The sequence below is a fragment of the Gelidibacter gilvus genome, from assembly GCF_004115975.1.
In the GTDB taxonomy this organism is placed as follows: domain Bacteria; phylum Bacteroidota; class Bacteroidia; order Flavobacteriales; family Flavobacteriaceae; genus Gelidibacter; species Gelidibacter gilvus.
This window is the reverse complement of record NZ_SDDZ01000019.1, coordinates 17235-44114: the sequence shown is the minus strand read 5'-3', so window position 1 is coordinate 44114 and position 26880 is coordinate 17235. Positions and strand designations below refer to the sequence as shown.

The following is a 26880-nucleotide window of genomic DNA, read 5'->3' as shown; positions in this document are numbered from 1 at the left end:
GTTGCTATTATTTGTAGTATGTGCATAACTATATATACTTCCTTAGTTATGAGATGGATGGTACGGCGTTAAAAGTTTCTACCTATTTTGTAAATAAAAAGTGTAAAATAAACCAGTGTAGTTGACATTTATGTTGAAGGTCGGATGACATCTTCCCATTCCCATCCATCTTTACGGACGTAACCAAGCACTTTTTTTCGTCTTTCCGCAAATTGACTTATTTCCAACTTCGGATCCTCTAATAAGATTTTTGGAAAATCTTTGGGCAGATTATTTTTATAGTCAAAAGGAGGGACCTCTTCACCCTTAATAAGAACCACAGAATCTATGCGCTCATAGAAATTCTCCAAAGTGTCAGCCAAAATTTTCCAATGAAAACTGTTCTCTGAACTATCAATTTGGTAAATTTTCTGGATGATCATCGCTTCATCAAGCGCAGCCAAATTCAACGATAATGCATAAAGCTTTTTATTGGAGTGAAAATAATGTAGAATTGGATAGGCTAAATGTCTTTCACCATGCGTTATCAAAAGACTCTCTAAATTTGCAAAGCGTTGATAAACTGGATTAAAATTTTTGCCGGTATAACCATTTTGAATAATTTCTAGAGGTGTAGATCCTAACATCGCAATTTGGAGAGCAAGCGATCGTTTATCGATAACCGCTTGGAGTATAGGAAGGAGGTAAGATATTGCTAAACCAATAAAAACCATAGAGTTCACGATGTTAGAAAAAAGTTGCCAAGTGCCATCCGCAGGACTGTAGCCTCCATTACCCAGGGAAGTCAGTGTATATCCGACATAATAAATTTTACTAATTATAGATGCAGGGGCGCCTGTAGCAGTATTCAATACCGAATTGGGATCTGATATATAAATCAAACTATAGCCCAACCAAATTAGGGTAACCCACATAAAAAGAAGAAAAAGCAAAATAACGGGCCCGCACAAGTTAAGCCATTTGCTTTCTCCATTTCCATTTGCAGCCCAGAAAAAAAGACGCCAAATAGTTTTTGAAGCCCGACCAGATAAATAGCCAGCGCCATTAATATAGATGATAGTTTTGAAAAGATCTATTAAAACTATAACCTGAATTAAAATGCCTATAATCAATAAAGCTATATTCATAATAGTCAATGAGTTTCAGTGGAAATTTACACTAAAAATTCAATTTAACTGATCGCAATACCTTTATTTTTTACCTAATTTCACTAACCATCTCAAACTAATTTTAGGAAATATTACAAGACTAAAAAGTAAATTACAGCATCGTCAACTGATGAAATTTCAACATCATGAACCGAAAAAGTCAAGATATCACAAAAAATTGCGATCAATAATTATGAAAGATGTCAAATTTTATAGAACGTAATTATGGCTCGTTAATAATCGAATGGCTCAAGTAAACCACTGGTAAACCCCGTCCAATTTAAGCTGCCTATCCCAAACTTACTGCCAATGGCAACGGCCTTATTTCTGACAATATCCAAAAGAGGCGCATCTGACGTGTTTTCTATTTGATTTCTACCGTGCACTTCGACGTAAATACAAGTTCCGATTCTTCTTACAATAAAGGTGTTGGTGGATTCTTTATTATAAAAATGTGCTACCGTATCATCATTGGTGTCAGGAGCAGGACAGGGCTTGACGGTAAAAGAGAAGAATGGAAATTCGTGGCCTTCATTTCCTGTTTCAACGTTAGTGATTTCAGTCCAATCATATCCACTGCCACTTGGACTTCCCGGGCCAGGAATATCAATTCTTATCAGATTCCCTACTTTGAGTTCGTCAGTAGATTGGTCGTTAATTGGGTCGACCAAAACAAATTCTGCCTTTATCTTTTCAGAAAAAGTGTGCCATTCATTAACAGCTGTTAATCGACGTTGAAGTTCCTCGTAATTGTCTTGAGCCTTGTCCACTGTATTTGCACAGTGCATGCTCACAATGTCATGAGAACCACCTTTTAGTTGCTCGGGAATAATTGGATGTTTCATTTTTGATTCGGTAAGTGAACAGAAGAATGTGCTGTTTTAAATAATTTAAAATTTTCTAAAATTATATCTTGAAATTTAAGATATTTTGTAGAGATTTATAATATGAAATAGAAATTTCTTTGAACGATGTGCTATGCTTTCCTAAAGTTAAGAATAGCAATTATCAAATTTAGATAAGAGATTGCCATTATTATATCACCAATGATAAAAATCATTTTTTATAATATTTAAGTTTGTTTTTGATACATATGACTTCTAAAAAACCAATCCAAGACTCCCTAAAAGAATATGGTCGCGGTATCACGGGTGGACTGCTTTTTAGTTTGCCTATGCTATATACTATGGAATTGTGGTGGGCGGGTTTTATCGCCAATACGATGCAACTAGTCCTCTATTTTATTATTGGAATAGGGCTGCTGATGTTGTATAACCGCTATGTTGGCATTCGACGTGACAATGCTTTCGTGGAATGTTTACTGGAATCTTTTGAAGAAATGGGGTTGGCCATAATTCTTACGATTTTTATTTTATGGATTACAGGACGCATTTCAAATGTGATGTCGCTCAGCGAGATAAGTGGTAAAGTTATTGTGGAGGCGATAACAGTAGCTATTGGCATTTCGGTCGGAAAATCACAATTGGGTTCAGAAGAAAAGGACAAGGAAAAAGAGGAGGAGAAGCAGAAGGAAACGGAGAAATCTCAACGGCCAGATCTTATCCGTGAGATCAGTATTGCACTCTGTGGCACAATCCTGATTGCGTCAAACGTTGCTCCCACAGAAGAAGTAATTGTGATAGCCATGGAATCGGAAGTCTATAAAATTTTTATAATTGCTTTGCTTTCCATTGGGATTGGAGGTTCCGTATTATATTATATAAACTTTACGGGTACTGAGCAAATGATAGCAAAACCAGGTCAACATGGAAAAGCTTTAGCCGGTACTTTAATCATGTATGCCATTGCCTTATCGTCCTCCGCATTTATGTTATGGTTCTTTGGTCGTTTTGCAGGATTGGAACTTGGTGGTGTCCTTGCTCAAACTGTAGTATTAGGTTTTCCGGCCACTTTAGGAGCTTCAGCTGGTAGATTACTTATACAAACGTAATTATGAAAAAAAATAAAGATAAACAGGAAAAGAAAAACTGGCTGGAATGGACGATAACCATCATCTCAGGGATTCTTGTGGTTTTTACATTTGGTTTTTTATTGTATCAGATGATCGATGAAGAGCAAACGCCTCCCGATATTGTTGTGGTTTTAGGAGAAGTTTCAGAAAAAGACGGTGCATATTCAGTGCTTATTAAAGCCACAAATGCTGGCAATGAAACGGCAGAAAATGTCCTCATAGAAATTGTCCTAAGAGGAGAGCCAGAAGAAGAAAGATCCCAAATGAATTTTGCCTATTTGCCAAGGAAAGCCTCGGCCAATGGTTATGTAATATTTAGCAGAAAACCTGAAACAAAAGATCTTGAAACGCGCGTATTAGGGTACACCATTCCGTGATCAAAACGGATGTTTTTACCCTTAAATCTGGCGCGCCTTTTTTGTAATCTCGTTTAAAATTAGCTTATACTATCGGACAGCGTTGTCTTTATAACTAGTTAAAAACAACAGCAAAATACGTGCAGTCCGAGATTGACCACCAGACCTTTATTAAAAAAAAGAACATGATCAGTATTTTAAAAAGGGTGCATATTTCTAAAGCAATTAGAAAATCTTTTTAAATAACAAAAAGGTAATAATAGCGCCAACAATAAATATAAAAAATATAATCTTGGCAATGCCAGATGCAGCATCAGAAATTCCACCAAATCCAAAAATTCCTGCTATAATTGCAATAACGACACAAACAATAAACCATTTGAACATGATAGCTATATTTTAAAATTAATACTAAAAATTACGAATTATTAAGGAATTTAGAAAATTTATGTTGTAAATCTTTTGTGGTTTATTATTGGGACAAGAGATTCATTCCTTTAAAAAATCACAATCACATCTATTTTCCACTATTTTTATTATTTTTACCAGAGCACTGTCTGACGAATTCTTATCTAACCAAATTAAATTTCAATATCTGGATGGTTTGATTCTAATTTATTCTTATTCCTGAGCATCCGGAGGAATCATTTCTTCGTCACTAACGTTTTCTTCTGGAATGCTATTCATAAATTCATGAATGGAGTTATCAGCATTCGCACCATAGCTTGCCAGCATGGTTCCTTGGCTGCCATCCTTTGTTTTAATAACATATAATAAGGACATGTCTGAAGGATTACTCATGCCTTCGTAACGATGTTCTTTCATAAGTAGGACCTCTTCAGGAGCGTATCTCTTTTTTGAATTAAGGTTTTCTAATAGATCCTCCACTATGCGATATTGATCTGTATAACCCATGGCTTCATAACGTTTGATATAATCCAACTCGTGCTTTGCATATTCATTGTCCATCATAACTTTATACTTTTAACATTTAATATTTGCACTACAACTAATATTGAATGCATAACAAAGATTCATTTTAATTAGGGAGTAGATTGCCTCAATCGAAATTTAATTTGACTAATAAGTTTGAATATCAAAGTAAAAGTGGGTTTGAAGAAGACATTAAAAATAAGCCAACCTAATTAATTTGTAATGTTCATAATTGTTTGATTATTCATAATAGAAAAACTACGTCTTCTTAAATCTGATTTAACAATAGAAAAGTGAATCAGATGAAATTGTTTTCCTAACTTTAAATTCAGTTTGTTAAGTCTATATCAATTATAATGGGAGATTTTATCGGTTATATTTTTATTTTTTTTGGCATTCTGCTGATTCGCTATTTTGCGACCGCAGGAAGTTTTCATATGTATTACTTCCGACTTAAGAAAGATAGCACTTCACAAAAATTATTAAGTCGAAGACCTGCGAAAAAGAATCAGGTAAAAAAAGAAATATATTGGAGCATTATCTCTTCAGCGATTTTTGCATTTTTTGGAGCCGTAGTGTATTGGCTTTGGTTGCATGATTTGACCGCCATTTATTTAGAACCTTCGGCCTACGGATATTGGTATTTGCCGGTAAGTCTGCTCTTAATACTGCTCTGTCACGAAACCTATTATTATTGGTTGCATCGGGCCATGCATGTGCCCAAAATTTATAAAATTGTTCATAAAGTCCATCATCAGAGTTTAACGCCCACCCCTTGGACAGCGTTTTCATTTCATCCTTGGGAAAGTTTGTTGGAAGCAATAATAGTTCCCGTACTATTATTGCTTATTCCTATCAATATTTATGTGCTTTTATTATATCTGATATTTATGACATTTAGTAGTGTCATCAATCACTTGGACATTGAAATTTATCCCGAATTTTTCAGAAAAAGTGCTTTCGGAAAGTTGTGGATCGACGCCACCCATCATCATTTTCATCACAAAGAGTTCAATACCAATTATGGATTATATTTTACGTTTTGGGATAAGCTCATGGGAACGCAGAGCAGTAAAATGGAATAGAAAATCTTGCGTTTTGAAATTTCTTATAACCCTTCTTGCTCATTATCTTTCTTTAGCAATGCTTCTTTCAAGGAATATAATCTAAATTTCCTCAACTTAACTCGTTAAAAAAAGTTTAGGCCTCAACACAGCGCTTAAATTAAGCTTACAGAATGTGGAATATTTGTCAAATATAAGAATGAATTTTTAATTGAGTTGTTCAATATTATTAGAGAAATAGCAAACAAAATGAACTTCTTAATAATTTCAAAAGTTACATGCGGCTTACTTTATCAACGATGCTGATTTATTGTGTGCTGCGCATGATCGGCACTGTAGACTGGAGCAAACAAGACGATTTACGAGCATAACTGAGAGGTGGGCTTTCCTTTTCAGCAAAATTAACAATCACTAAATTAGAACCCAAACATATCCTTAGTAATCAATCCGTTATTAGCACACCCGAAAATAACTTCGATTTAAATTTAATTTCTACTTTTAAAAAAATATTCTGTAAAGCCGTTTAATTGTTGAGAATAGTCTTAAATTCAATCTTGGCAAGAAGAAGGCATTGTTCTAAAGAACCTTAGGTCGAAATTTAATTGGTCAACTGAAATTTTTCCCATTCACAAACATCAAATAATGAGGTCAAGGTTTAAAGTGCCGGATTAAGAGTTGCGAATAGGCCGGATGACTAAAATTATAAAGTCACAAAAGATAAAGACACGCCTATCATCAATAAAATAGTTATTTTACTGAATACTTTTCTTCGAGCGGGAAGGGTTCGTTAAATCCTATTTCCACAAAAACATTTAAAGAGCATTACAGAATCTAAAATAAAGAGCTATGAGTTCAATTGAATCCAAAATCACCGATGATCACGACATTATTAAAAAATGGACGGAAGAACGCTACGGAGAACCTGCTTTGGTGGAGGGCGTTGTTGACAAAGTAAAAGCAGGAGAAATGTTACGCATTCACTTTTCAGACAATGCCGATGAGACTCTAAAGGATATCTCTTGGGAACTATTCTATGAAATATTTGATGAGAATAATTTAGCTTTTTTATATCAAGAGAAAACTATAGATGGAGTTGAGAGTAAATTCTACAAATTTATTACTAGGACATAGAAAATGGAAAAAAAATAAATAAAAGTATAATGATATCTGGTGCTAATTATTTTTTGCCTCATCTCTGAACGAAAGATTTTCAGAATAAGTAAGTGAATCTACTTCTATAAGATAGGCACTTAAAGGAAAGCTCTGCTCAATAGACTGAAATGGAGAGCAGATGCATTCCTACTGTTATGTCTATGTTTTAATAGCGTTATTGTATAATTTCGTGTTAAGTAATTACAATTTAAAAATGAATAGTGGGGCTCGTGAGGGAATAAAAATAAGTCAAGTTGCAGGCAAATTGATCGAGATCATGCGGATAGAAATAATGAAGCTTTCACAATAATTAATTCATTAAAATGGAAACCCACTAATTAACCAACGCTCACTAAATTTTGGACGGTTTCCCAAGGATTTAATGGAATGACAGAACGATGATAATATTTGAACGAAAAGAGTATTTTTTACAGCTATTGTCGGAGCATATTCTGATCTCGTTTGGCGCACTTGCCATTACAACAATTGTCGGAATTTTGCTCGGTATTTGGGTCTTCTATTCATCAAAATCCAGAAAATTTGTTTTACCGTTAGTAAACTTTCTTTATACGATTCCATCGATTGCTATGTTCGGCTTATTAATCCCTTTGGTGGGCATTGGACTGAAAAATGCATTAATCGTTTTGGTGTTATATGGATTATTACCCATGGTAAGAAACACATCCACCGGTTTGAGTGAAGTGCGACCAGATATTGTGGAAGCTGCCAAAGGAATGGGGGCTACCAGATATCAGATTTTCAAAGACATATACTTTCCACTGGCGTTACCATCAATACTCTCTGGTTTACGCATTACAACAGTTATGCTCGTGGCGCTAACAGGTTTGGCTGCACTGATTGGAGCAGGAGGATTAGGACAGGCTATCTTCAGAGGACTTAATACAATGAATACGCCCATGATTGTTGCTGGATCCCTTGGGGTATCGCTATTGGCGGTTCTGAGCGACCAGTGGGTAGGTGTTTTTGAAAATAAATTAGTAAGATTAGTGAGTAAGAATGCTTCAAAAAAACAAAAGCTTGTAGTGTACTTAAACATGACATTGCTAGTTGTTGTAGTTATTGCCGCCACAGTCTACACAAGACCTCTTCAATCAAAAAATATAAATACAATAATTGTAGCTTCCAAACCAACAAGTGAGCAATTCATTTTAGGCGAAATAATAGCGCAGTTGATTGAAAACGAAACGGATCTGCAAGTAGTCAGGAAATTTGGTATTGGTGGAGGAACTACAAATATTCATCCAGCAATGACTAATGGAGAAGTGGACATGTATGTTGAGTATACCGGAACTGGATGGATGAATGTCTTGGAAAAGCCATTGCCAACTGATAATCATGTAGAATTTTCCCTTATACAAAAACAGTATGAAGAAAACTATCATCTAAAATGGTTAGGATTACTTGGTTTTAACAACACCTATACCCTGGCTATCCCTGACAGCCTGGCGCAAAAATTTAAGATTCACAATTTTTCAGATCTGGCTCGTTATAGCCCGCATTTTAAATTTGGTGCAGAGTTCGATTTTTTCGAACGCTCCGATGCGTACGAAGGCCTAGTGAAGACTTACGGGTTTAATTTTTCGTCCATTCACGAGATGGATATTAATTTGAGATATAATGCCATTGTAGAAGGAAAAGTGAATGCCATTGATGCTTTTACTACGGATGCAAAGATTGTAGCACTGAATTTAAAAGTGCTGGTCGACAATAAAAACTATTTCCCAAGCTACGAGGCCGGAATAATTGCTCGAATGGAAATACTGGAAAGATTCCCTCAATTAGAACCGCTGCTTATGGAGCTGAATCAACAGATAGGCACCGAAACAATGACCCAAATGAACTATGAAGTGGAAGTGCTAAAAAAAGACCCTCGGATAGTGGCAAAATTATTTCTCGAACACTTAAAAGAACAGCAGAAATGAGCAATTCAACTATCATACGTTTTACTGGGGTGGGTTTTTCATACGGAGAACAAAGTGTTCTGAATAATATCTCTTTTACTGTGGATAAAGGCGAGTTTATTTGCCTCACTGGAAAAAGTGGTTGTGGAAAATCAACATTGTTGCGGTTAATCAATGGCTTGCTACTACGACGCGAAGGAGAAATTGAAATTTTAAACAAAAGCATAGCCGATTGGGAATTGCATCAACTGAGACGTAAAATGGGGTATGTTCTTCAGGAAGGTGCCCTTTTTCCTCATTTAACGGCCTATCAAAACATGTGTTATTGCCTCAATCTGATTAAACGTGACGCCAAAGATAGTGAGGAGCGAATCAACGAGCTTCTACCACTCGTCAACTTAGACCGCAGCGTTTTAAAAAAGTTTCCTGACACACTAAGTGGAGGACAACGTCAGCGGGTGGGTATTCTCAGAGCCATTGCTCACAACCCTGAAATAGTATTAATGGATGAACCTTTTTCGGCGCTTGATGCCGAAACACGAATGAACCTGCAAGATTTAGTGAAAAACATTCATCAAAAGCTGAATACTACTTTTGTGATGGTCACTCATGATATCGACGAAGCCAAAAGACTATCTACCCGAATCATTCACATGGATGCGGGGAGAATTCAGACAACACTTAACGAATCTCCATCAGATTTATAAGAACATTGACAAATCCGCCTGTGTAATTAATCGAACCAAAGACTTACTAAAGTGCTACATTACCAACTCGAATAACCACCTTTAAAGATGGTTTTCGAATTGATCCGTACCGCAATAAACAAAGTTATTTTGTGCTTGTTTGATAATTTAGGTCAGATGGTAGGTGATTAAAATAAAGAGTTAATAACCATATAAATAAACCCCGGCCTATAATACGCGGTATAAGATATTTAGCTATTTAGAATTGAGTTTGTTATCAATAAATGCTATTTGTGGGTGGTCATCTTTTTAAAACGAAACCTATAATCTAAACAATACAGATTGATTTATCTATGTTTCTCCATCTCGTCCATAGCCAGGGTAGCATGGGCATAGGCTGCGCCTGCCCGCATTTCAGCCGCCACCCAGATGGCTTCCATAATTTCTTCTTTGCTCGCTCCTTTACGCATTGCTTGCGGAGTATGTGCTCTAATGCAATAAGGACATTGGGTAACGTGTGCCACGGCTACGGCGATAAGCTGTTTTGTTTTTTCGTCCAAGGCACCCGCCTTGAAGACCGTACTACTGAAATTACGCCAAGCCTCCACATTGTCTGGTGCTAAGGCAGCTTTTTTCTCATTAAGTTCTCTTGTGCTCTTGGGATAAAGTTTTTCATTTTCCATAATTACTATTTTTTAAGTTTACTTCTATTTTTCCAAAAATTGGCGCAATACGTACTGCAGTATTCCTCCGTTGCGATAGTATTCTATTTCGATAAGTGAATCGAGACGTGCAATGGCTTCGAATTCTATTTTCTCACCCTTGTCGTTCTCTGCGATGACCTGTACTTCCTTTAATGGTTTTATATCTTCAGAAATACCGGTTATCGTGAATATCTCATTGCCGTTGATTCCTAATTTTTCAGCAGTGTCTCCTTCCTTATATTGGAGTGGGAGTACGCCAAGGCCCACTAAATTACTACGATGAATACGCTCATAACTTTCGGCAAGCACACATTTGATTCCCAGGAGGAACGTGCCCTTAGCAGCCCAATCTCTGGACGATCCACTTCCATATTCCTTTCCAGCTAGGATCACTAGTGGCGTATTTTCTTGCATGTATTTTACGGAAGCTTCATAAACGCTCATTTCCTCTCCTGTAGGTAAAAAGCGGGTATATCCTCCTTCTTTATCGGCAAGTTTGTTCTTGATGCGAACGTTAGCAAAAGTACCGCGAACCATAACTTCATCGTTGCCTCGGCGACTACCATAGGAATTAAAATTTTCTTTTTTCACACCTTGTTCGATCAGATATTTTCCAGCTGAGGAGTGTTCATTAAAAGATCCTGCTGGAGATATGTGGTCGGTGGTTATGCTGTCGCCTAGAACCAATAATACGCGAGCATTTTCTATATTTCCCAAATCCGACGCGACAGTCGGGATATCCCTGAAAAATGGAATTTCCTTGATATACGTGGAGTTTTCGTCCCAGTGGTACAGTTTTCCTTCTGGAACTTGGAGGTCTCGCCATATCTCATCTCCCTCGAATATTTTGTCGTAGTTCTTTTTGAAGTCCTTTGGAGAAAGAACGCTTCCCAAAATCTCATTGATCTCGTCATCAGTAGGCCAAATGTCCTTTAGATACACCGGCTGAAGGTTTCTGTCGTAGCTGATGGGGTCATTGATAAGGTCGATATCTACCCGTCCAGCAATAGCGTAGGCGACCACTAACATTGGCGACATCAAAAAATTCATTTTTACTTGCGGATGTACCCTAGCCTCAAAATTCCGATTTCCCGAGAGTACCGAAGTTACAACGAGTTCGTATTCATCTACAGCCTGGGCAATGGCAGGGGGAAGGGGACCTGAATTGCCTATACAGGACGTACAACCATAACCTACCAAATGAAACTTCAGCGCCTCCAGATCCTTCATAAGGTCTGCTTTTTCCAGATAATCCGTAACGACTTTGGAACCTGGGGCAAGAGAGGTCTTTACCCAAGGCTTTACGTCTATGCCGTGCTCACGGGCTTTTCTTGCGACGAGTCCAGCTCCTATCATCACAAAGGGGTTTGAGGTATTGGTGCAAGAAGTGATCGCGGCTATGGCCACTGCTCCGTCTGAGAGCTTAAACTTATCCACACCTCTATCTATCCAAATTGTTTTTAGTCCGTCTTTTTCAATTGTTTCGACAGTACCAACATGGGCTGGTATCGGTAATTTATGTGTCGGTTGTCCTCCTCCTTCATCTATAAATTCTAAGATGGAGAGCATTGATTCACGTTTATTTTGTTCAATATAGTCTCGTCCAAAGGATTCTTTCAATAACTCAACGAATTTGGGTTTAAACTCCCGAAGCAATATCTTGTCTTGTGGACGTTTAGGGCCTGCTACTGTGGGTTCAATGGTAGATACGTCTAGCTCAACAACGGTAGTGTACTGAATCTTTTCCTCGTTCTCTCGCCATAACATGTTGGTCTTGCAATAGGTTTCCACCAAGTCAATTTGTTCTTTGGAACGATTGCTCAGATGCATATATTCCAACGTTTTATCATCTATTGGAAAATATGTAATTGTACATCCAAATTCTGGAGACATATTGCCAATCGTAGCTCTGTCTGGTACTGAAAGATGGCTACAGCCAGGACCGAAAACTTCTACAAATTTTCCAACTACGCCTTGTTTACGTAATAGATTGGCAATCGTAAGGACTAGATCAGTAGCGGTGGAACCCAAAGGAAGTTTTCCTGTAAGTTTAAGTCCTACTACCTCAGGCATTATAAAATACAATGGCTGTCCAAGAATGGCCGCTTCGGCCTCAATTCCCCCAACGCCCCAAGCCACTACACCAATGCCGTTTACCATGGGCGTATGGCTGTCGGTGCCAACTAATGTATCGGGGAATACTTCACCATCCCTCTCGATGACGCCTTTAGAGAAATATTCTAGGTTTATCTGATGGCAAATCCCCATTCCAGGAGGTACCACCCGAAAATTATCAAAAGATCGTTGCGCCCATTTTAAGAACTGATAACGCTCTATGTTGCGCTTGAATTCCTCGTCCATATTGCGACCATAAGAATAGTCCGTTCCAAAATAATCGACCTGTACGGAATGATCAATGACCAAATCGACTGGAACTAGCGGATTTATCGTGTCGGGATCTTTCCCTTTTCGAGCTACCTCTGCACGCAACGCGGCAAGGTCGACCACTGCGGGAACGCCGGTAAAATCCTGCATCAAAACACGTGCAGGCTTAAAGGGAATGTCTTTTTCTGATGCTTCAGGTCGCCAATTAAGCAAAGTCTCGATGTTTTCTTCAGTAACTGTAAATCCGTCATAATTCCGCAATGCATTTTCTAATAGGATACGAATGGAAAACGGAAGCTTACTTATTTCATAGCCTTGTTCTTCAAGCACTGAAAGACTATAATAACCAACTTCTTTGTCTAACAACGCTAATTTTTTTCTAACTTTAAAGGGATCTTTGTCCATAATATTTATTGTTATTTTTTTTTATTAATTTCTCCGAATTATCAGGATATTCGATCCTTCATGTTACCGGAAGATATATTTACTCGTTTAATTTCTTATACAATCCGTTCCATTAGATTTTAGATAATTTTCGCATAATGAAAATAATATCCAAATAGGTTAGAATTGATTTGCAACTACAATATTTTAGCCCTTCAGCTTTGCTTTTAAATGTTCTTGGTTCAATCGGGCAATACTTACTAACGTGATTCCTGCTGGGCATTCAACTTCGCATGCACCAGTGCTAGAACAACTTCCAAAACCTTCCTCATCCATTTGTGCCACCATTCTTAGAGCGCGCTCTGTAGCTTCGATCTTACCCTGGGGCAATGATGCAAATTGAGTTACTTTTGCAGAAACGAACAGGACCGCACTAGAGTTTATGCACGCGGCCACGCAGGCACCACAGCCAATACAAGTTGCGTTATTAAAGGCTGTTTCCGCATCATCATGGTTTATGGGAATGGTATTGGCATCGATAGTATTTCCCGAGGTGTTCACGGAAACATAACCTCCAGCCTGTTGGATCCTGTCGAATGAACTGCGGTCGATTACCAGATCTTTGATGACCGGAAAAGCATTGGCTCTAAAAGGTTCAATAACAATGATATCACCATCTGTAAATTTACGCATGTGCAATTGGCAAGTGGTCGTTAAGCGTTCTGGTCCATGCGGTCTCCCGTTGATCTGTAATGAACAGGTTCCACAAATGCCTTCGCGACAGTCGTGGTCAAATGCCACTGGTTCTTCGCCTTTGTCCATAAGTCCAGCATTGAGCACATCCAACATTTCAAGAAAGGACATATCACTCTCGATGCCCTCTACGAGATAGGTTTTAATCTCTCCTTTGGAAATGGCATTATTCTGTCTCCATATTTTTAAAGTAAATTTCATGATGTTTATTTTATTTTCCTGATGGATTCCATTGTAATAATGTTAAACGGATAGCTTGATATTCCTAAAAACTGATCTATGCAATAGTCATTAATTTTTTTTTAAAGATCAGCTGCGTTCGCGATCATTTCAGCAATGTCCATTACCTGTACTTCATCTTCTTTGTTCTTTGTCTTGAGACCATCGGTAAGCATGTTGGTACAGTACGGACATCCAGTGGCTATAATCTCTGGTTGGATTGCAATAGCCTCCTCGACACGATCAACATTTATTTCTTTATCCCCAGGTTCGGATTCCTTAAAGAATTGAGCTCCACCGGCGCCACAACAAAATCCTGTTGATTTGCTTCGCTTCATTTCGATCAGTTCAACCTCGAGTTTTTGTAATAAATTTCGGGGTGCATCATATTCTCTATTTCCTCGTCCTAAATAACAGGGGTCATGGAATGTAATACGCTTTCCCTTGAATTTTCCAGCATCTATCTTTAAACGCCCTTCTTCAACTAGAGAACGAAGTAGCTGGGTGTGGTGTACGACTTCAAAATGTCCTCCTAATTCGGGATACTCATTTTTGAGCGTATTAAAACCATGTGGGCAGGCTGTAACAATTTTTGTAATCCCGTAACCATTCAGGGTTTTGATATTTATCATGGCCTGCATCTGGAAGATAAATTCGTTACCGGCCCTTTTTGCAGGATCACCCGTACAGCTTTCCTCAGTTCCCAGAACGGCAAAAGCGATATTTGCCTGATTGAGCAGGCGTACAAAGGCTCTGGTAATCTTCTTTGACCTATCGTCAAAACTTCCAGCGCACCCGACCCAAAAAAGAATTTCTGGTCTTTTGCCCTCGGCTGCGTATTGGGCCATGGTGGGTACGTTTATTTTTTCTAAGGAATTATTCATTATGATCTGTGTTTTATTTCGTGCAAGTATCTGACATTGATTTTGAATGAACCCTTCTAGAACCAGTATCTAGGGATTGATGTTAGGGTGCTACCATCGTTCGTAAATACCTTAATATCATTCATAGTATTGATGAAGATGATATGACATGTTTATCTGGGACAAATCTATCCTTAAAAGTACAAAAATTTATTTCTATTTAACCATCCTATCATAGTTTGATCCCATTATTCTAATACAAGAATAAAAGTTGTACAATGATTAATAGATGACCGAGGAAAATTAGAAAGGAGAGCTGTTTCTGGATTTTCGATTCTTCAATAAGCATGGTTTTAGTTTTTTTTGGCTCTAAAACGCTTGACAGGTATTAATTTCGATAAAGATCTGTAACAGCCTTACTGAAGAAGTTTTCTGGTTGCAAGTGGGGATTGACACATTAATTAGTCTCAGATTATGGTAAAAATCGCCTGAATATAGTCCGACAGGATCATCAGAACGTTTGTCGTACGGGTATTACTTTAGCCCATAGTGATTGACTCGTATCTTCAATCTTTCCTTGGTAAATCCTCACATGACTGATAGGTTAATTTCGAAAGTGTAAAGGAAACTAATATTTAAACGTCTTTAGTATATGCCAGGGTCGCTATGCAGAACATACGCATTACATGAGACTACTACGGAGACTAGTTTATCCAGCTTTCTCTGCTTCTGGAACTCGCGATTTATTTTTCTCAAGGTCACTACTTCTGTATTTTTAGCACCAAACATTTTTGTGATATCAATCGCGACTGTTATTTATTCTCTGTATAAATTTATGTAACTTTAGCAGAAATAACAATGATCTTAGCAGTTAAATCAAGGCTATCTGTACGATTTGTTGTGTTAAGAAATAACTTATTATCTGGTAATTTAAATATATATGAAAGTTAAAAAGAATCCGAAAACCCAGCTTTTAAGCGAAGGAAAGGTTTTCAAAAACCTTAAAATGATGGCAGAGGCCAATACGATCGGACCAAAACATTTATCAGTGGAAGAGTCTGTCCTCGTAATTCTAAAAGGAAAAGCTGTCTTGAAAATAAACGATAAGGAGTACGCTTTGGAAGTAGGAGAAACAAAAATAATTCCAGGAGGCATAGAACATTACCTAGAAATTATAGAGGATACCGAAGCTATACACATTATGCCAGTGGATAACAAGATAAAAATACTTATTGAGTAAATATCAGAATATTTTTTGTGAGCTTAACTTAGAAATACTATTTAAAAAAAAGAGAGCAATCCAGCAAAAAGTGTTTTATGGAGCACTTAGAAAGAATAAATTTCAAAAACGGTCAATACAATTAAACATAAACAGAAATCATTAACTGTTCTTACTTTTCTTACTGTCATTACTTTAATCATTATAATTTCCTGATGTTTAACACTAGGAGTAGTAGAGAAATTTGAAAACTAAAGATTTTCATAAAAAGCCAAAACTTTTTTCTCGTTGAATATTTCAACGTTCTACCTTGGAGAATTATTTAATAATACTTTAATTATGCAAAAACAGTTTTTTATAATATCCACGGCTTCGCTTTTAATAACATTTGCGTTAGCCGTTTTTTTAAGTTCCAATTGGTTCGTGCTTTTTGGAATTGTTTTAATCCTGACCATTTTGGGATATTATGACGTTTTTCAAACAAAACATACCATTATGCGTAACTATCCTGTACTCGGGAGACTGCGTTATGTATTGGAAGACCTACGACCAAAAATGTACCAGTATTTTATTGAATCAGATATTGACGGACGTCCTTTTAATCGTGTAGATCGTTCTACAGTATACCAAAGAGCAAAAGGAGTTCGTGATACTATTCCCTACGGGACCCAGCTTGATGTTTATGCCGAAGGCTATGAATGGATTTGCCATTCCATCGCACCAAAGGCTTTTGATACTTTAAATCATGATCCGCGGATAATGATAGGTAATAAGGATTGTAAACAGCCTTATTCTGCCAGTATAATAAATATTTCAGCCATGAGTTTTGGAGCACTTAGTTCTGTTGCGGTTGAAGCTTTGAATGCTGGAGCAAAAATTGGCAACTTCGCTCATAATACCGGAGAAGGAGGTTTGAGTGATTATCATTTAAAACATGGGGGCGACTTGATTTGGCAAATTGGTACCGCTTATTTTGGATGCCGTACTGAGGATGGAAGGTTCAATCCTGAACTCTTTGCTGAAAAGTCGAAACATCCTAATGTAAAAATGATTGAACTTAAAATTTCCCAAGGTGCGAAGCCTGGACACGGCGGTATTCTGCCAGCAGAGAAAAACTCTGAAGAAATCGGTAGAATCCGTCACATTCAACCACATACTAAAGTGGTGTCACCCCCGTATCACTCTGCTTTTGATACCCCAATGGAGATGGTGAAATTCATTCAGAAATTAAGAGATTTATCTGGAGGGAAACCTGTTGGGTTTAAATTGTGTATTGGGTATAAAAGTGAATTTATTTCCATTTGTCAAGCGATGGTGGAACTCGATATATATCCTGATTATATTGCAGTAGACGGTGGTGAAGGCGGCACAGGGGCGGCACCTCCCGAATTCACCAATTATGTAGGCGCCCCCTTGATTGACGGTCTTGATTTTGTTCATAATATTCTTAGAGGCATGGGAATACGTCAACATATTAAAATTATTGCATCAGGTAAAATTACCGCTGCTTTTCATGTCGCCCGTGCTATTGCTTTGGGAGCTGATGCATGTTATCAAGCGCGAGGCATGATGTTAGCTTTGGGATGTATCCAAGCATTACTATGTAACACAAATAGATGTCCGACCGGAATTACAACTCAGGATCCTAAATTGACAGTAGGCTTGGTTCCTGAAGATAAAAAAGTCCGTGTGGCTAGATATCATGAATTAACAATTAAAAATTTTGTTGAACTTTTAGGAGCAACTGGTTTGGATGAACCTAAAAATATGACACGTTCTCATATTTATCGTCGTATTTCATTTAATGATATGATTACTTATGAAGAACTTTTTCCCTCAATAAAACCAGGTTCTATGCTTAATGGAAACATTCCAGAGAAATATAAAATGGATTTTGCCTTTGCTGATAAAACGCGTTGGGGAATCCATCCGGAAGTAGAATTCTAGATTACTGTATTTTTTGTTTTCATAATAAAGGATTTAATTTTATCAGGACGTCTTGGTCGAGGTTGGCTCTGATTTACAACAGGGAATGGCATGACTTCAGTTACAAATAACGAATGAAACAAACAATCATGAAAAAAAAATCACTTATTACGCTGACTTTAATTATTGTAACGCTTTTAATAGCAGTATTTATTACCGTTGTTTTTGGGGGTGTTTATAACGTAGGTGCTACAGATAAACACATTGCTCCTATCGAGTGGGTATTTAGAAAAACGATGGAAAGCTCTGTTCGTAGCCATTCGAAATATATTAACGTGCCTGAAGACATAAACCTTGAGGATAAAAAACTTGCTCGGAAATTTTATGGAGCCTACACCAAAGCCTGTCAAACGTGTCACGGAGCACCAGGTCGAAAATCAGATCCTTGGATGTATATTTATCCAGCTGCTCCTGATCTGACTGATAAAGCAGTTGTTGGAAAATGGACAGATGCCGAACTTTTTTGGATTATTAAAAATGGAATTAAAGATACAGGAATGCCTGGACTTGGACCAACTCATGGAGATGAGGAAATGTGGGGCGTTACGGCTTTCGTAAGACAATTGCCAAATATATCTCCAGAAGAGTATGAGATGATGGAAAAATGGTTTAAAGAAAATGGAGAAGGGAATGCGGACTTAGAAGATTATCAATCACGTAAAGGGGAATAATAACATCTACGTTAATGATAAAGTATTGCTCAATTAGACTTAAAATCTCTGTCTGAGTGAATAGTCTTGATTATAACGTAGTCAGTGAAAAAGACCGAATTACAAGGAGTTATGTTTGTTGTTTAAAATTAAATCCTAAAGTAATAAAAGAGGTCATTCCACAGTATCGATTGGAGCATGGTGCTATTACCGCATTAATGGTGCCTCCACCTACAGTGTCTTTAATAAATGTGATACGCTATATCTTAGAAAAACACAATCTAGCTGAAGAGGAACCCGGAGGATTGTATGATATTTGTGAAGCCTTAACACAAGGGCAAAACCAAGAGCTTTTAGAAGAACTTATGGCGACAAAAGAGGTTCCCGTTCATCCTCCAAATCCGGCACCTATTGCTATCCAAGTAGCCAAAAGAGCATTAACAAGGGCAGATTATGATTTTGACAACATTGTTCGTCTCACTCAAGAATAATAGAGAGACCCATTCTGCATTATAAAAAAATAGGGAGCCTTTTGTGCTCCCTTAAAAATATTATTACTTGGTCTTAATAACTCTAACTTTCCACTCATCGGGGCCTTTAATAATATATTCCCATTTAAACGGATCTTTACTTTCTGCTTCCATTTGATAGTAAAGAGGCAAAGGATCATGATCATTGATAAACTCAAACGCTTCACCAGGTTTTGTATCTGCAAAACCTTTATAAAACATTTCATGACGTTCTGTTGGAGGGAACGGTCGCAAATCAAATTCTTGAACTACAGCAAAACCATCATCTCCTAAACCACTTTTAACTTTTTTAGTGATGTGAATAACCACTTCATTAGTTTCTTGCTTTTTGTATATCCAAGAGTGTTGTCCTTCAAATTTATTTATAAAAATGCCATGAATGTCTTTAGGTTCTGTGGCAGCAATAAGTTCCATCGTATCTCCTTCTTCCATCATACCGTAACGATGAAATACAATTTGCTTCCATTCCTTTTCTTCTGCTTTCCGAAGATCAAGTAAGGTTGAGATGTCTGTAAATTCTCTGCCCTGCGAAGCCTCCGTACGCGTTACTTTGACCGTCCATTCTCTGCCGCCACGATTGAGGTATTCCCAGCCTACTACATCGCCATAAATAGAACGAAACTCATAATAAAGAGGAATAGGGTCATGATCATTGATAAAGATAAAGTTCTCATCTACAGGTAATTCTTTAAAGAGTTGTATTAATTTTTTATGTCTTTCAATTGGAACATGTATGCGCATATCCAGCGCTTCTGTTTGTGTTTTAGTATCCATAATAATGTATGCTATAAAGATGTTTTTATTTTTAAATGACAATTTTACTGATTTAATTTGAGATAACTTATCAAAAAACGTTTTATTAAAGAATAAAAGCACTTTAATACTTTTATTTAGAAAATATAATTAATTTTACAAAAAATCATCCCTAAAACTCATAAATCACATTTTATAAAACATGACAAAATGGAAACAACACTTGAAAATATCTTAAATGTTACTTTACTAGATCCTCAACTAAAACACCCTACTATATTTAATCGTTTTGATCAATTGGATGAAGGAGAGAGTTTGACCATACACAATGATCATGATCCCAAACCACTTTATTATCAGCTATTGGGTCAAAAAGGAAATATCTTTACTTGGGAATATTTGGAAGAAGGACCGCAATGGTGGAAAGTGAAAATCAAAAAACGAGTTTCTGGAGAAATTGAAGAAACGCTTGGAGAATTGGCCGCAAAAGATTTACGAAAAGCAGAGATTTTTAAAAAATATGGTCTGGATTTTAGTTGCGAAGGGAAGAAAACCATAAAAGAAGCTTGTGCTGAAAAAGGTCTGGATGTGACCAAAGTAGAGCAGGAGTTGCAACAGACAGATAAAGAACCGGCATCGCGCCCAATGTCTTATGACGAATGGGATTTAGATTTTCTTTCTGATTATATTGTAAATGTCCACCATCGTTATGTTAGAAAAAACTTGCCTGATATCACAGCTTATGCCCAAAAGGTAATGGAAGTCCATGGCGAACGTCATCCCGAATTGATTGAAATCAATAATCTGGTAAAAGCAGTTGGTGCAGATTTACTTGCCCACATGGAAAAAGAAGAAATAAGGTTATTCCCTTTATTGAAGACTTTTGTAAATAGAACAAAGGAAACGGCTTCTCAAAAAACGCTGACTTCAAATGAGTTTCAGCACTTCATAATGCAACACGAAGCGGAACATGCATTTGTCGGTAATGAAATGAATGACATCAGAAAACTCACTAACTATTACACGCTCCCTGAAGATGCATGTGCCAGTTACACGCTTCTGTACCGTATGTTGGATGAATTTGAAGATGACCTAGATTTACACATCCATTTAGAAAATAACATCCTTTTTCCTAAGGCGATCGAATTGGAAAATCAAATACAATAGGGCGATGAAATCCATTAATGCAAATACTAAAATCGCCTACCTAATTAATGCACATCCTGATGCATTGGAGGCAATCATAAGCATCAATCCAAAATTTGAAACGCTAAGAAACCTAGAACTCAGAAAAGAACTCGCAGGAAGAACAAGCATTGCTATGGCTTCTGAGATGGGAGGCTGTCAAGTAGATGACTTCTTTAGCAAGCTCCAGCCCTTAGGTTTCGAAATTGATACCGATACCAAAGCTGTTGTTGAAGATAAAAAAGAACTCCCTGAATTTATCACGACACTTAGAAAAAATCAAATTATCGATTTTGATGTCCGCGAATTATTAGCCTCAGGGAAGGACCCTTTGACTTTAATATTAGATAAAGTCAAATCTGTTCACGAGGGAGAAGCTTTAAAAGTGATCAATACTTTTGAGCCCGTTCCTTTAATAAAAATGTTAGAAAAACAAGGGTTTGATGTTTATGCAGATGTCATAAGTAATGATTTGGTAGAAACTTATTTCTATAAGAAATCTGATAAGACCGCGGTTGAAGCTCCAAAAACAGATAGTGCACACAGTGGATGGGATGGCATGATGCAACGGTTTATTGATAAGTTGGTCACTGTAGATGTGCGGCAATTAGAAATGCCCCAGCCGATGATGACCATATTAGAGGAACTTGATAAACTGCCAGCGGATGAAGCACTTTATGTGTATCATAAACGAATTCCAGTATTTTTGCTTCCTGAATTATCCGACAGAGATTTTGATTATCGCATAAAGGAAATGAGCGAAGGAGAAGTTCGACTTTTAATTTTTAGGAATTAAGATGTTTTTAGCCGGAAATAATAGTCCTATTAAAAACACGTCCTATAAAGTTGTGTTGCCTTTTTATGGTTATGCTGCACTTTCATTTCTAATAGCAACTATTTTAATGCTGATAAATACGTCGGCATTTACAGCGCATTATTTTAATCCGCATACGTTGGCTATTACGCATACTATGGCACTCGGCTGGGGAACTATGATCATTTTGGGCGCCAGTCATCAGTTGTTTCCTGTAATGATAGAAGGCAAATTGCACAGCAACATCCTTGCTTATTTGTCATTTATCTTTGCTGCTTTTGGGATTCCATTATTGGTTTTTGCTTTTTACGAGTTTAATATGGGATTGGTAGCAAAGGCTGGTAGTATACTTATCAATCTCGCGGTTATCAGTTACGTCCTCAATCTTTCGTTGAGCATATATCATAGCAAAAGCCGAAATGTACACGCTGTATTTGCATTCACTTCGGTTTTATGGCTATTCACAACGACTTTTTTAGGGCTTTTATTAGTCTGGAATTTCAGCTCAAATTTCTTATCAATAAATTCTATTAACTTCCTTTCACTCCATGCCCATTTAGGGATTATCGGGTGGTTTTTATTAATGATCTTTGGGGTAGGTTCCCGGTTGATACCTATGTTCCTCATTTCTAAATATGAAAACAAAAAGAGGTTATGGCTCATTTACGCACTAATCAATACGGGATTAATCAGTTTTATAATTATGTTTTTTCTTTCTGTCAAAGTAGAACTATATTTTATGCCCACCTTATTAATTGGAGTAAGTGTTCTACTATTCGGAAATCACATTTACCGATCTTATGCGAAACGTATTCGTAAAAAGGTAGATGAACAAGTGAAAATTTCTATGCTATCCGTGGCATTAACGATGGTTCCGGTAATTGTATTGATTGCCATCATTATCCTGTTTGCAAATGTAAATAGCTTGCAGTTAGTCATGTTATATGGATTCACTATTTTTTTCGGTTGGATAACCACCATCATATTGGGGATGACCTTTAAGACCTTGCCCTTTATTGTTTGGAATAGAGTATATAGTAGTATTGCTGGATTAGGAAAAACTCCAAATCCTAAAGAACTCTTTGACAATAAGATTTTTATTGTGAATGGCGTGGTCTACCTGTTTGGTTTTATAATCTTCGGTTTGGGGATTGTTCGAACGAATGTTCTATTTTTAAACATTGGTGCCGTATTTCTGTTAATTACTGCGGTGCTGTATAACTTTAATGTATTTAAAATTCTCTTTCATAAAGCAAAATTAAATGAATATAAAAACAAATAATCCCGATAAAAATGAAATTGCAATCGCAGCCTTATATCATGTCATGGATCCCGAGATCGATTTAAATATTGTAGATCTGGGTTTGGTTTATGAAACTGACTTCAAAGAAGACAGTGATGACATTATCGTTATCATGACTTTAACTACTCGTTTTTGTCCGATGGGAGAATCTATCGTAGAAGCGGCGACACAAGCGGTGCAACAACCTTTTCCGGATAATAACATACAGATTATGTTAACTTTTCAACCACCTTGGGATCAGAGTATGATTTCTGAAGCGGGCAATTTATTTTTATCCTCATAAAAATGATAAGCAATACGTGTAAAACGGCCATAAAAGCTGTTATTTATTTGGCTTCGAAAGAAGAAACTGGAGAAAAAATAGGTGTTAAGGATATTTCGCAATATATCAACGCTAGTGAACACACAGTGAGTAAAATCTTGCAGAATTTAGTACGTCAAAATATAATTAACAGTACCAGAGGGCCGTCTGGAGGGTTTTACATTACCAAGGAACAACAGCTGCAACCTATAATTACCATTGTGGACACCATCGATGGGAAGGATCTATTTGAGAAATGTGGCTTGGGTTTAAGCAAATGCTCATCGGAACATCCCTGTCCTATTCATGATGACTATAAAAAAGGAAGAGAAATTATACAAGACTTATTTGATACCAAAACTATTAGTGCGCTTTGCGGGCCAGTTGAAAATGGTTTGGCCTATCTGATCGGTTAATTATGGTCGAAAAAATGAAAGATATCTCATTTTTTATTAAAGGATAATTCTATCTTCTATGATAATCTACGTATCTTTATATCTGTAATTTTAAATTTCAAAACGATGGAAATGACAAAATGGAATATCGAACAAAAAAATAGTGAAGCCAGTTTTAAAGTACGAAAGCTTTTTATTACTAACGTTATTGGCCAAATGGAAGTCTTTGAAGGTCAGGTAGAAACTGAAACCGATGATTTTGAATCAGTCAACAAAATTAGTTTCAAGGCCTCAGTTAATTCAATTAAAACTGATGATGCCAAGCGCGACGAACATCTGAAATCATCTGATTTTTTCAATATGGAAAAATATCCGTACATCCGTTTTGTTGCAGAGGATTTTAATGCCAACGAAAAGAAAATACAAGCGGATTTAACCATTAAAGATATTACGAAATCAATAACTCTTGCAATAGATTCTGGTAAAACTAGTATTGGGAAAAATTCTGGAGACAGGGTGGAATTATCATTTTCAGGAAAGATCGATCGTAGAGATTTTGGGTTGACTTGGGATGGTAAAAATGCTGCAGGAGATCTTATTGTTGGCGATGAAATCAAATTAAGTGCGAAGATTCAATTCGTGAAACAAAGTCAAAATGCAACTGCGAAGGAAATCAAATAAAATCAAATTATGTGTTAGTTAAATCAAAGATATGGCAAAGAATGTAGCAGATTTATTAGTAGAAAATTTAGTCAACGCAGGTGTTAAAAGGTTGTACGCCGTTACTGGAGATAGTTTAAATCCCATCAATGATGCTGTACGACGAGATGGAAGACTGGAATGGATTCATGTACGCCATGAAGAAGCAGGAGCATATGCCGCTTCTATGGACGCCGAACTAGATGGTATTGGTTGTTGCATGGGTAGTAGTGGCCCGGGCCATATACATTTGATCAACGGACTATACGACGCGAACCGTTCGGGAAATCCTGTAATAGCCATCGCCACCACCATAAACTCCGATAGAATGGGGATGGATAATTTTCAGGAAACAAACGTCGTCAAACTATTTGACGATTGCAGTAAATATTGTGTTATGGCCAACACACCGCAACAGGCGGCTCAGGCATTTCAGGCCGCGATTCAACATGCTATTCAAGAGCGGGGAGTAGCGGTAGTTGGTTTGCCAGGCGATGTATCTCAGGCCGCTGTTGAGGAGATAAGTACTTCGCATAAAAATTACTACACTAACTCCAGACTTATCCCAGGAAAAGAAGAAATGGAACAATTGTCGGAAGTCATTAACTCCAATAAGAAAGTGATGTTATTCTGTGGTTATGGTTGTAAAGACGCTCAAGAAGAAGCGATGCTGCTTTCAGAAAAACTAGATGCTCCTATGGGTTTTAGTTTTCGCGGTAAAATATTTTTTGATAAAACCAGCAATCCTTATGCTGTAGGTTTAAACGGTTTATTAGGCAATCGATCCGGGTTTAAAGCTATGCACGAAGCTGATCTGGTAATTTTGTTGGGTACTGATTTTCCATACACCGACTTTTTGCCTGAGAAAAACACCATTATTCAAATCGATCATAAACCCGAACGCATCGGTCGCCGCGCCAAAGTAGATTATGGCTATGCTGGGGATATAAAAGATACAGTGCAAGCGTTATTACCCCTGCTTGATAAAAAATCTGACGATGAGTTTTTAAAAGAGATGCGGAAATTACATGCAGAGCAAGAAGAAAAATATGCGTCGTATGTAGACGAAAAATCCAAAGAAAAAATGATCCATCCTGAGTTTGTGGCGTCTGTGATTGATGAAGTCGCTGCGGATGATGCTATTTTCACTGTTGATACAGGGATGTCAGCCGTTTGGGCTGCTAGATACATAAAGGGAAAACGTAATCGTTACCTCACTGGATCCTTTAATCATGGCTCCATGGCAAATGCAATGCCCATGGCCATCGGCGCAGGCCTTTCCCGACCAGACCGTCAGATTATTGCTTTATGTGGCGACGGCGGCATTAGCATGCTTTTGGGGGACTTGATGACGATAAGCCAGTACAACATCCCAGCAAAAATTATTATTTTCAATAATCGTACTTTGGGAATGGTCAAACTGGAAATGCAAGTAGCTGGATATCCTCAATGGCAAACCGATATGAAAAACCCTGATTTTGCCAAGGTTGCAGAAGCCATGGACATTAAAGCATGGAGTGTAACCGAATGTCAAGACCTTAAAGGCGCCTTGCGAGAAGCGCTGGCGCACGATGGTCCTGCTCTTGTAAATGTTTTTACTGATCCTGATGCTTTGGCCATGCCTCCAAAAGTAGATTTCGATCAAATAAAGGGGTTTGCCACAAGTATGGGAAAATTAATGTTGAATGGTCATACTGGCGACGTGATTGATATTGCAAAGTCCAATATTAAATATCTGAAGGAATTGTTTTGAGGCCACAGTTAATTCGATTAAAACTGATGATGTCAAGCGCAACGAAGAACTAAAGTCAGTTGATTTTTTTGATATGGAGAAATATCCACACTTTTTTTGTTGCTGAGGAATTGAATATATCCGACAAGAGAATCCATGGGAAAATAAACTATTAAAAATATCACGAAATCTATGATTATTACAGTTGATTTTAGTAAAATAACTACTGGTTAAGATTCAGGAGAAAAAGTGGAACTATCATTTTCAGGAAAGATCGATCGTAGAGATTTTGGGTTGATTTGGAATGGAAAAAATGCAGAAGAGACCTTATCGTTGGAGATGAAATCAAATTAAGTGCTAAGATTCAATTTGTGAAACTACGGGAAAAATGCAGCTTGGAAGGAAATCAAAGAATGTATTATTTAATTTTGTCTTGGAAATAATCTAAACTTTGAATGTATTAAGCTAGGCGAGTTGGAAGATATTGTCAATGTCGCTCCTATGATTATTGGACCATTACTTAAAAAGACCTTTCCAAATTGGATCCTATTCGTCCAAAGATTATAGAGTACAGATTAATAAGAAATAATGGAATTGGCCATTCGCTTACGCCTTCGAAAAACGAAATGAGGGATTTTGGGTATCAGAGAGTTGATGCCATTATTGATTGTTTAAACAAAAAGTACGGCCCCCAATTCTGTGGACTATTTCTTTACTAATACTGTAATTTTATAAAAATTTCGTTCCACAACTACTTAACCAAAATCCATTC

The 26880-nt window shown here is 37.2% G+C and carries 27 protein-coding genes; 18 read left to right on the top strand and 9 right to left on the bottom strand.

Annotated features, from left to right (window positions below):
- Positions 1-128: 128 nt before the first annotated feature.
- Together ESZ48_RS18300 and ESZ48_RS18295 are read right to left on the bottom strand one after the other, a co-directional pair.
- Positions 129-1127 carry a hypothetical protein gene (locus ESZ48_RS18300; RefSeq protein ID WP_129018951.1) on the bottom strand — a complete coding sequence of 333 codons (999 nt, stop codon included), beginning with the start codon at positions 1125-1127 and terminating at the stop codon, positions 129-131.
- Positions 1128-1381: 254 nt separating this feature from the next.
- The gene (locus ESZ48_RS18295) at positions 1382-1993 is read right to left on the bottom strand and encodes a hypothetical protein (RefSeq protein WP_129018950.1); all 612 of its coding nucleotides are present in this window, start codon (positions 1991-1993) and stop codon (positions 1382-1384) included.
- A gap of 248 nt (positions 1994-2241) precedes the next feature.
- On the opposite strand from ESZ48_RS18295, the gene ESZ48_RS18290 reads away from it, so the two are divergent.
- Complete coding sequence (locus tag ESZ48_RS18290) at positions 2242-3099, top strand: TIGR02587 family membrane protein (protein ID WP_129018949.1); 858 nt, start codon at positions 2242-2244, stop codon at positions 3097-3099.
- Positions 3100-3101: 2 nt separating this feature from the next.
- A complete protein-coding gene (locus ESZ48_RS18285) occupies positions 3102-3497 on the top strand; it encodes a hypothetical protein (RefSeq protein ID WP_129018948.1) in 396 nt (131 codons plus the stop codon).
- 204 nt (positions 3498-3701) lie between these two features.
- Here the strand turns inward: ESZ48_RS18285 and ESZ48_RS18280 are convergent, their stop codons facing one another.
- Together ESZ48_RS18280 and ESZ48_RS18275 are read right to left on the bottom strand one after the other, a co-directional pair.
- Positions 3702-3863 (bottom strand): DUF1328 family protein, encoded by a 162-nt coding sequence (locus tag ESZ48_RS18280; RefSeq protein WP_129018947.1) that lies wholly within the window; start codon positions 3861-3863, stop codon positions 3702-3704.
- A gap of 234 nt (positions 3864-4097) precedes the next feature.
- Positions 4098-4448 (bottom strand): hypothetical protein, encoded by a 351-nt coding sequence (locus ESZ48_RS18275; protein WP_129018946.1) that lies wholly within the window; start codon positions 4446-4448, stop codon positions 4098-4100.
- A gap of 317 nt (positions 4449-4765) precedes the next feature.
- Between ESZ48_RS18275 and ESZ48_RS18270 the strand changes: the two genes are divergently transcribed.
- The 4 genes from ESZ48_RS18270 (at position 4766) to ESZ48_RS18255 (ending at position 9254) form a co-directional block, all read left to right on the top strand.
- Positions 4766-5494, top strand: a complete 729-nt coding sequence (locus ESZ48_RS18270) for a sterol desaturase family protein (RefSeq protein WP_129018945.1) — start codon at positions 4766-4768, stop codon at positions 5492-5494.
- An 825-nt stretch (positions 5495-6319) separates the two neighbouring features.
- The gene (locus tag ESZ48_RS18265) at positions 6320-6604 is read left to right on the top strand and encodes a hypothetical protein (RefSeq protein ID WP_129018944.1); all 285 of its coding nucleotides are present in this window, start codon (positions 6320-6322) and stop codon (positions 6602-6604) included.
- 419 nt (positions 6605-7023) lie between these two features.
- Complete coding sequence (locus ESZ48_RS18260; RefSeq protein WP_129018943.1) at positions 7024-8568, top strand: ABC transporter permease/substrate-binding protein; 1545 nt, start codon at positions 7024-7026, stop codon at positions 8566-8568.
- Entirely contained in the window at positions 8565-9254 is a 690-nt protein-coding gene (locus tag ESZ48_RS18255; RefSeq protein WP_129018942.1) for an ATP-binding cassette domain-containing protein, read from the top strand. Before ESZ48_RS18260 ends, ESZ48_RS18255 begins: the two co-directional genes overlap by 4 nt.
- Before the next feature lie 326 nt (positions 9255-9580).
- Here ESZ48_RS18255 and ESZ48_RS18250 read toward each other — a convergent pair whose 3' ends face one another.
- The 4 genes from ESZ48_RS18250 to ESZ48_RS18235 all read right to left on the bottom strand — a co-directional run bounded on the left by ESZ48_RS18250 (position 9581) and on the right by ESZ48_RS18235 (position 14562).
- A complete protein-coding gene (locus tag ESZ48_RS18250) occupies positions 9581-9916 on the bottom strand; it encodes a carboxymuconolactone decarboxylase family protein (RefSeq protein WP_129018941.1) in 336 nt (111 codons plus the stop codon).
- Between the two features lie 24 nt (positions 9917-9940).
- The gene (acnA, locus tag ESZ48_RS18245) at positions 9941-12727 is read right to left on the bottom strand and encodes an aconitate hydratase (RefSeq protein ID WP_129018940.1); all 2787 of its coding nucleotides are present in this window, start codon (positions 12725-12727) and stop codon (positions 9941-9943) included.
- A gap of 186 nt (positions 12728-12913) precedes the next feature.
- Positions 12914-13660 carry a succinate dehydrogenase/fumarate reductase iron-sulfur subunit gene (locus tag ESZ48_RS18240; RefSeq protein ID WP_129018939.1) on the bottom strand — a complete coding sequence of 249 codons (747 nt, stop codon included), beginning with the start codon at positions 13658-13660 and terminating at the stop codon, positions 12914-12916.
- A gap of 101 nt (positions 13661-13761) precedes the next feature.
- Positions 13762-14562 (bottom strand): (Fe-S)-binding protein, encoded by an 801-nt coding sequence (locus ESZ48_RS18235; RefSeq protein ID WP_129018938.1) that lies wholly within the window; start codon positions 14560-14562, stop codon positions 13762-13764.
- A 919-nt stretch (positions 14563-15481) separates the two neighbouring features.
- Here ESZ48_RS18235 and ESZ48_RS18230 point away from each other — a divergent pair.
- The 4 genes from ESZ48_RS18230 to ESZ48_RS18215 all read left to right on the top strand — a co-directional run bounded on the left by ESZ48_RS18230 (position 15482) and on the right by ESZ48_RS18215 (position 18887).
- Positions 15482-15781, top strand: coding sequence for a cupin domain-containing protein (locus ESZ48_RS18230; RefSeq protein ID WP_129018937.1), 300 nt, complete (start codon positions 15482-15484; stop codon positions 15779-15781).
- Between the two features lie 318 nt (positions 15782-16099).
- Positions 16100-17707, top strand: a complete 1608-nt coding sequence (locus tag ESZ48_RS18225) for an FMN-binding glutamate synthase family protein (protein WP_129018936.1) — start codon at positions 16100-16102, stop codon at positions 17705-17707.
- Positions 17708-17835: 128 nt separating this feature from the next.
- Positions 17836-18417 (top strand): c-type cytochrome, encoded by a 582-nt coding sequence (locus ESZ48_RS18220; RefSeq protein ID WP_190246302.1) that lies wholly within the window; start codon positions 17836-17838, stop codon positions 18415-18417.
- Between the two features lie 56 nt (positions 18418-18473).
- Entirely contained in the window at positions 18474-18887 is a 414-nt protein-coding gene (locus tag ESZ48_RS18215; protein WP_129018934.1) for a hypothetical protein, read from the top strand.
- A gap of 63 nt (positions 18888-18950) precedes the next feature.
- On the opposite strand, the gene ESZ48_RS18210 is transcribed toward ESZ48_RS18215, so the two are convergent.
- The gene (locus tag ESZ48_RS18210) at positions 18951-19742 is read right to left on the bottom strand and encodes a DUF2249 domain-containing protein (protein WP_223266505.1); all 792 of its coding nucleotides are present in this window, start codon (positions 19740-19742) and stop codon (positions 18951-18953) included.
- Positions 19743-19889: 147 nt separating this feature from the next.
- Here ESZ48_RS18210 and ric point away from each other — a divergent pair, with 147 nt between their 5' ends.
- The 8 genes from ric to ESZ48_RS19825 all read left to right on the top strand — a co-directional run bounded on the left by ric (position 19890) and on the right by ESZ48_RS19825 (position 26235).
- Positions 19890-20846, top strand: a complete 957-nt coding sequence (gene ric, locus ESZ48_RS18205; protein ID WP_129018933.1) for an iron-sulfur cluster repair di-iron protein — start codon at positions 19890-19892, stop codon at positions 20844-20846.
- Positions 20847-20850: 4 nt separating this feature from the next.
- Positions 20851-21660, top strand: a complete 810-nt coding sequence (locus ESZ48_RS18200) for a DUF2249 domain-containing protein (RefSeq protein ID WP_129018932.1) — start codon at positions 20851-20853, stop codon at positions 21658-21660.
- A gap of 1 nt (position 21661) precedes the next feature.
- A complete protein-coding gene (locus ESZ48_RS18195) occupies positions 21662-22960 on the top strand; it encodes a cytochrome C oxidase subunit I (RefSeq protein WP_129018931.1) in 1299 nt (432 codons plus the stop codon).
- Entirely contained in the window at positions 22941-23264 is a 324-nt protein-coding gene (locus ESZ48_RS18190; protein ID WP_129018930.1) for a metal-sulfur cluster assembly factor, read from the top strand. The genes ESZ48_RS18195 and ESZ48_RS18190 overlap by 20 nt, the downstream gene beginning before the upstream one ends.
- 2 nt (positions 23265-23266) lie before the next feature.
- A complete protein-coding gene (locus tag ESZ48_RS18185) occupies positions 23267-23698 on the top strand; it encodes an RrF2 family transcriptional regulator (protein WP_129018929.1) in 432 nt (143 codons plus the stop codon).
- A gap of 105 nt (positions 23699-23803) precedes the next feature.
- Positions 23804-24358: a YceI family protein gene (locus ESZ48_RS18180; RefSeq protein ID WP_129018928.1), complete on the top strand. Its 555-nt coding sequence runs from the start codon at positions 23804-23806 to the stop codon at positions 24356-24358.
- A gap of 31 nt (positions 24359-24389) precedes the next feature.
- The gene (locus ESZ48_RS18175) at positions 24390-26129 is read left to right on the top strand and encodes a thiamine pyrophosphate-dependent enzyme (RefSeq protein ID WP_129018927.1); all 1740 of its coding nucleotides are present in this window, start codon (positions 24390-24392) and stop codon (positions 26127-26129) included.
- 16 nt (positions 26130-26145) lie between these two features.
- Positions 26146-26235: a YceI family protein gene (locus ESZ48_RS19825; RefSeq protein ID WP_129018976.1), complete on the top strand. Its 90-nt coding sequence runs from the start codon at positions 26146-26148 to the stop codon at positions 26233-26235.
- Positions 26236-26880: the final 645 nt, after the last annotated feature.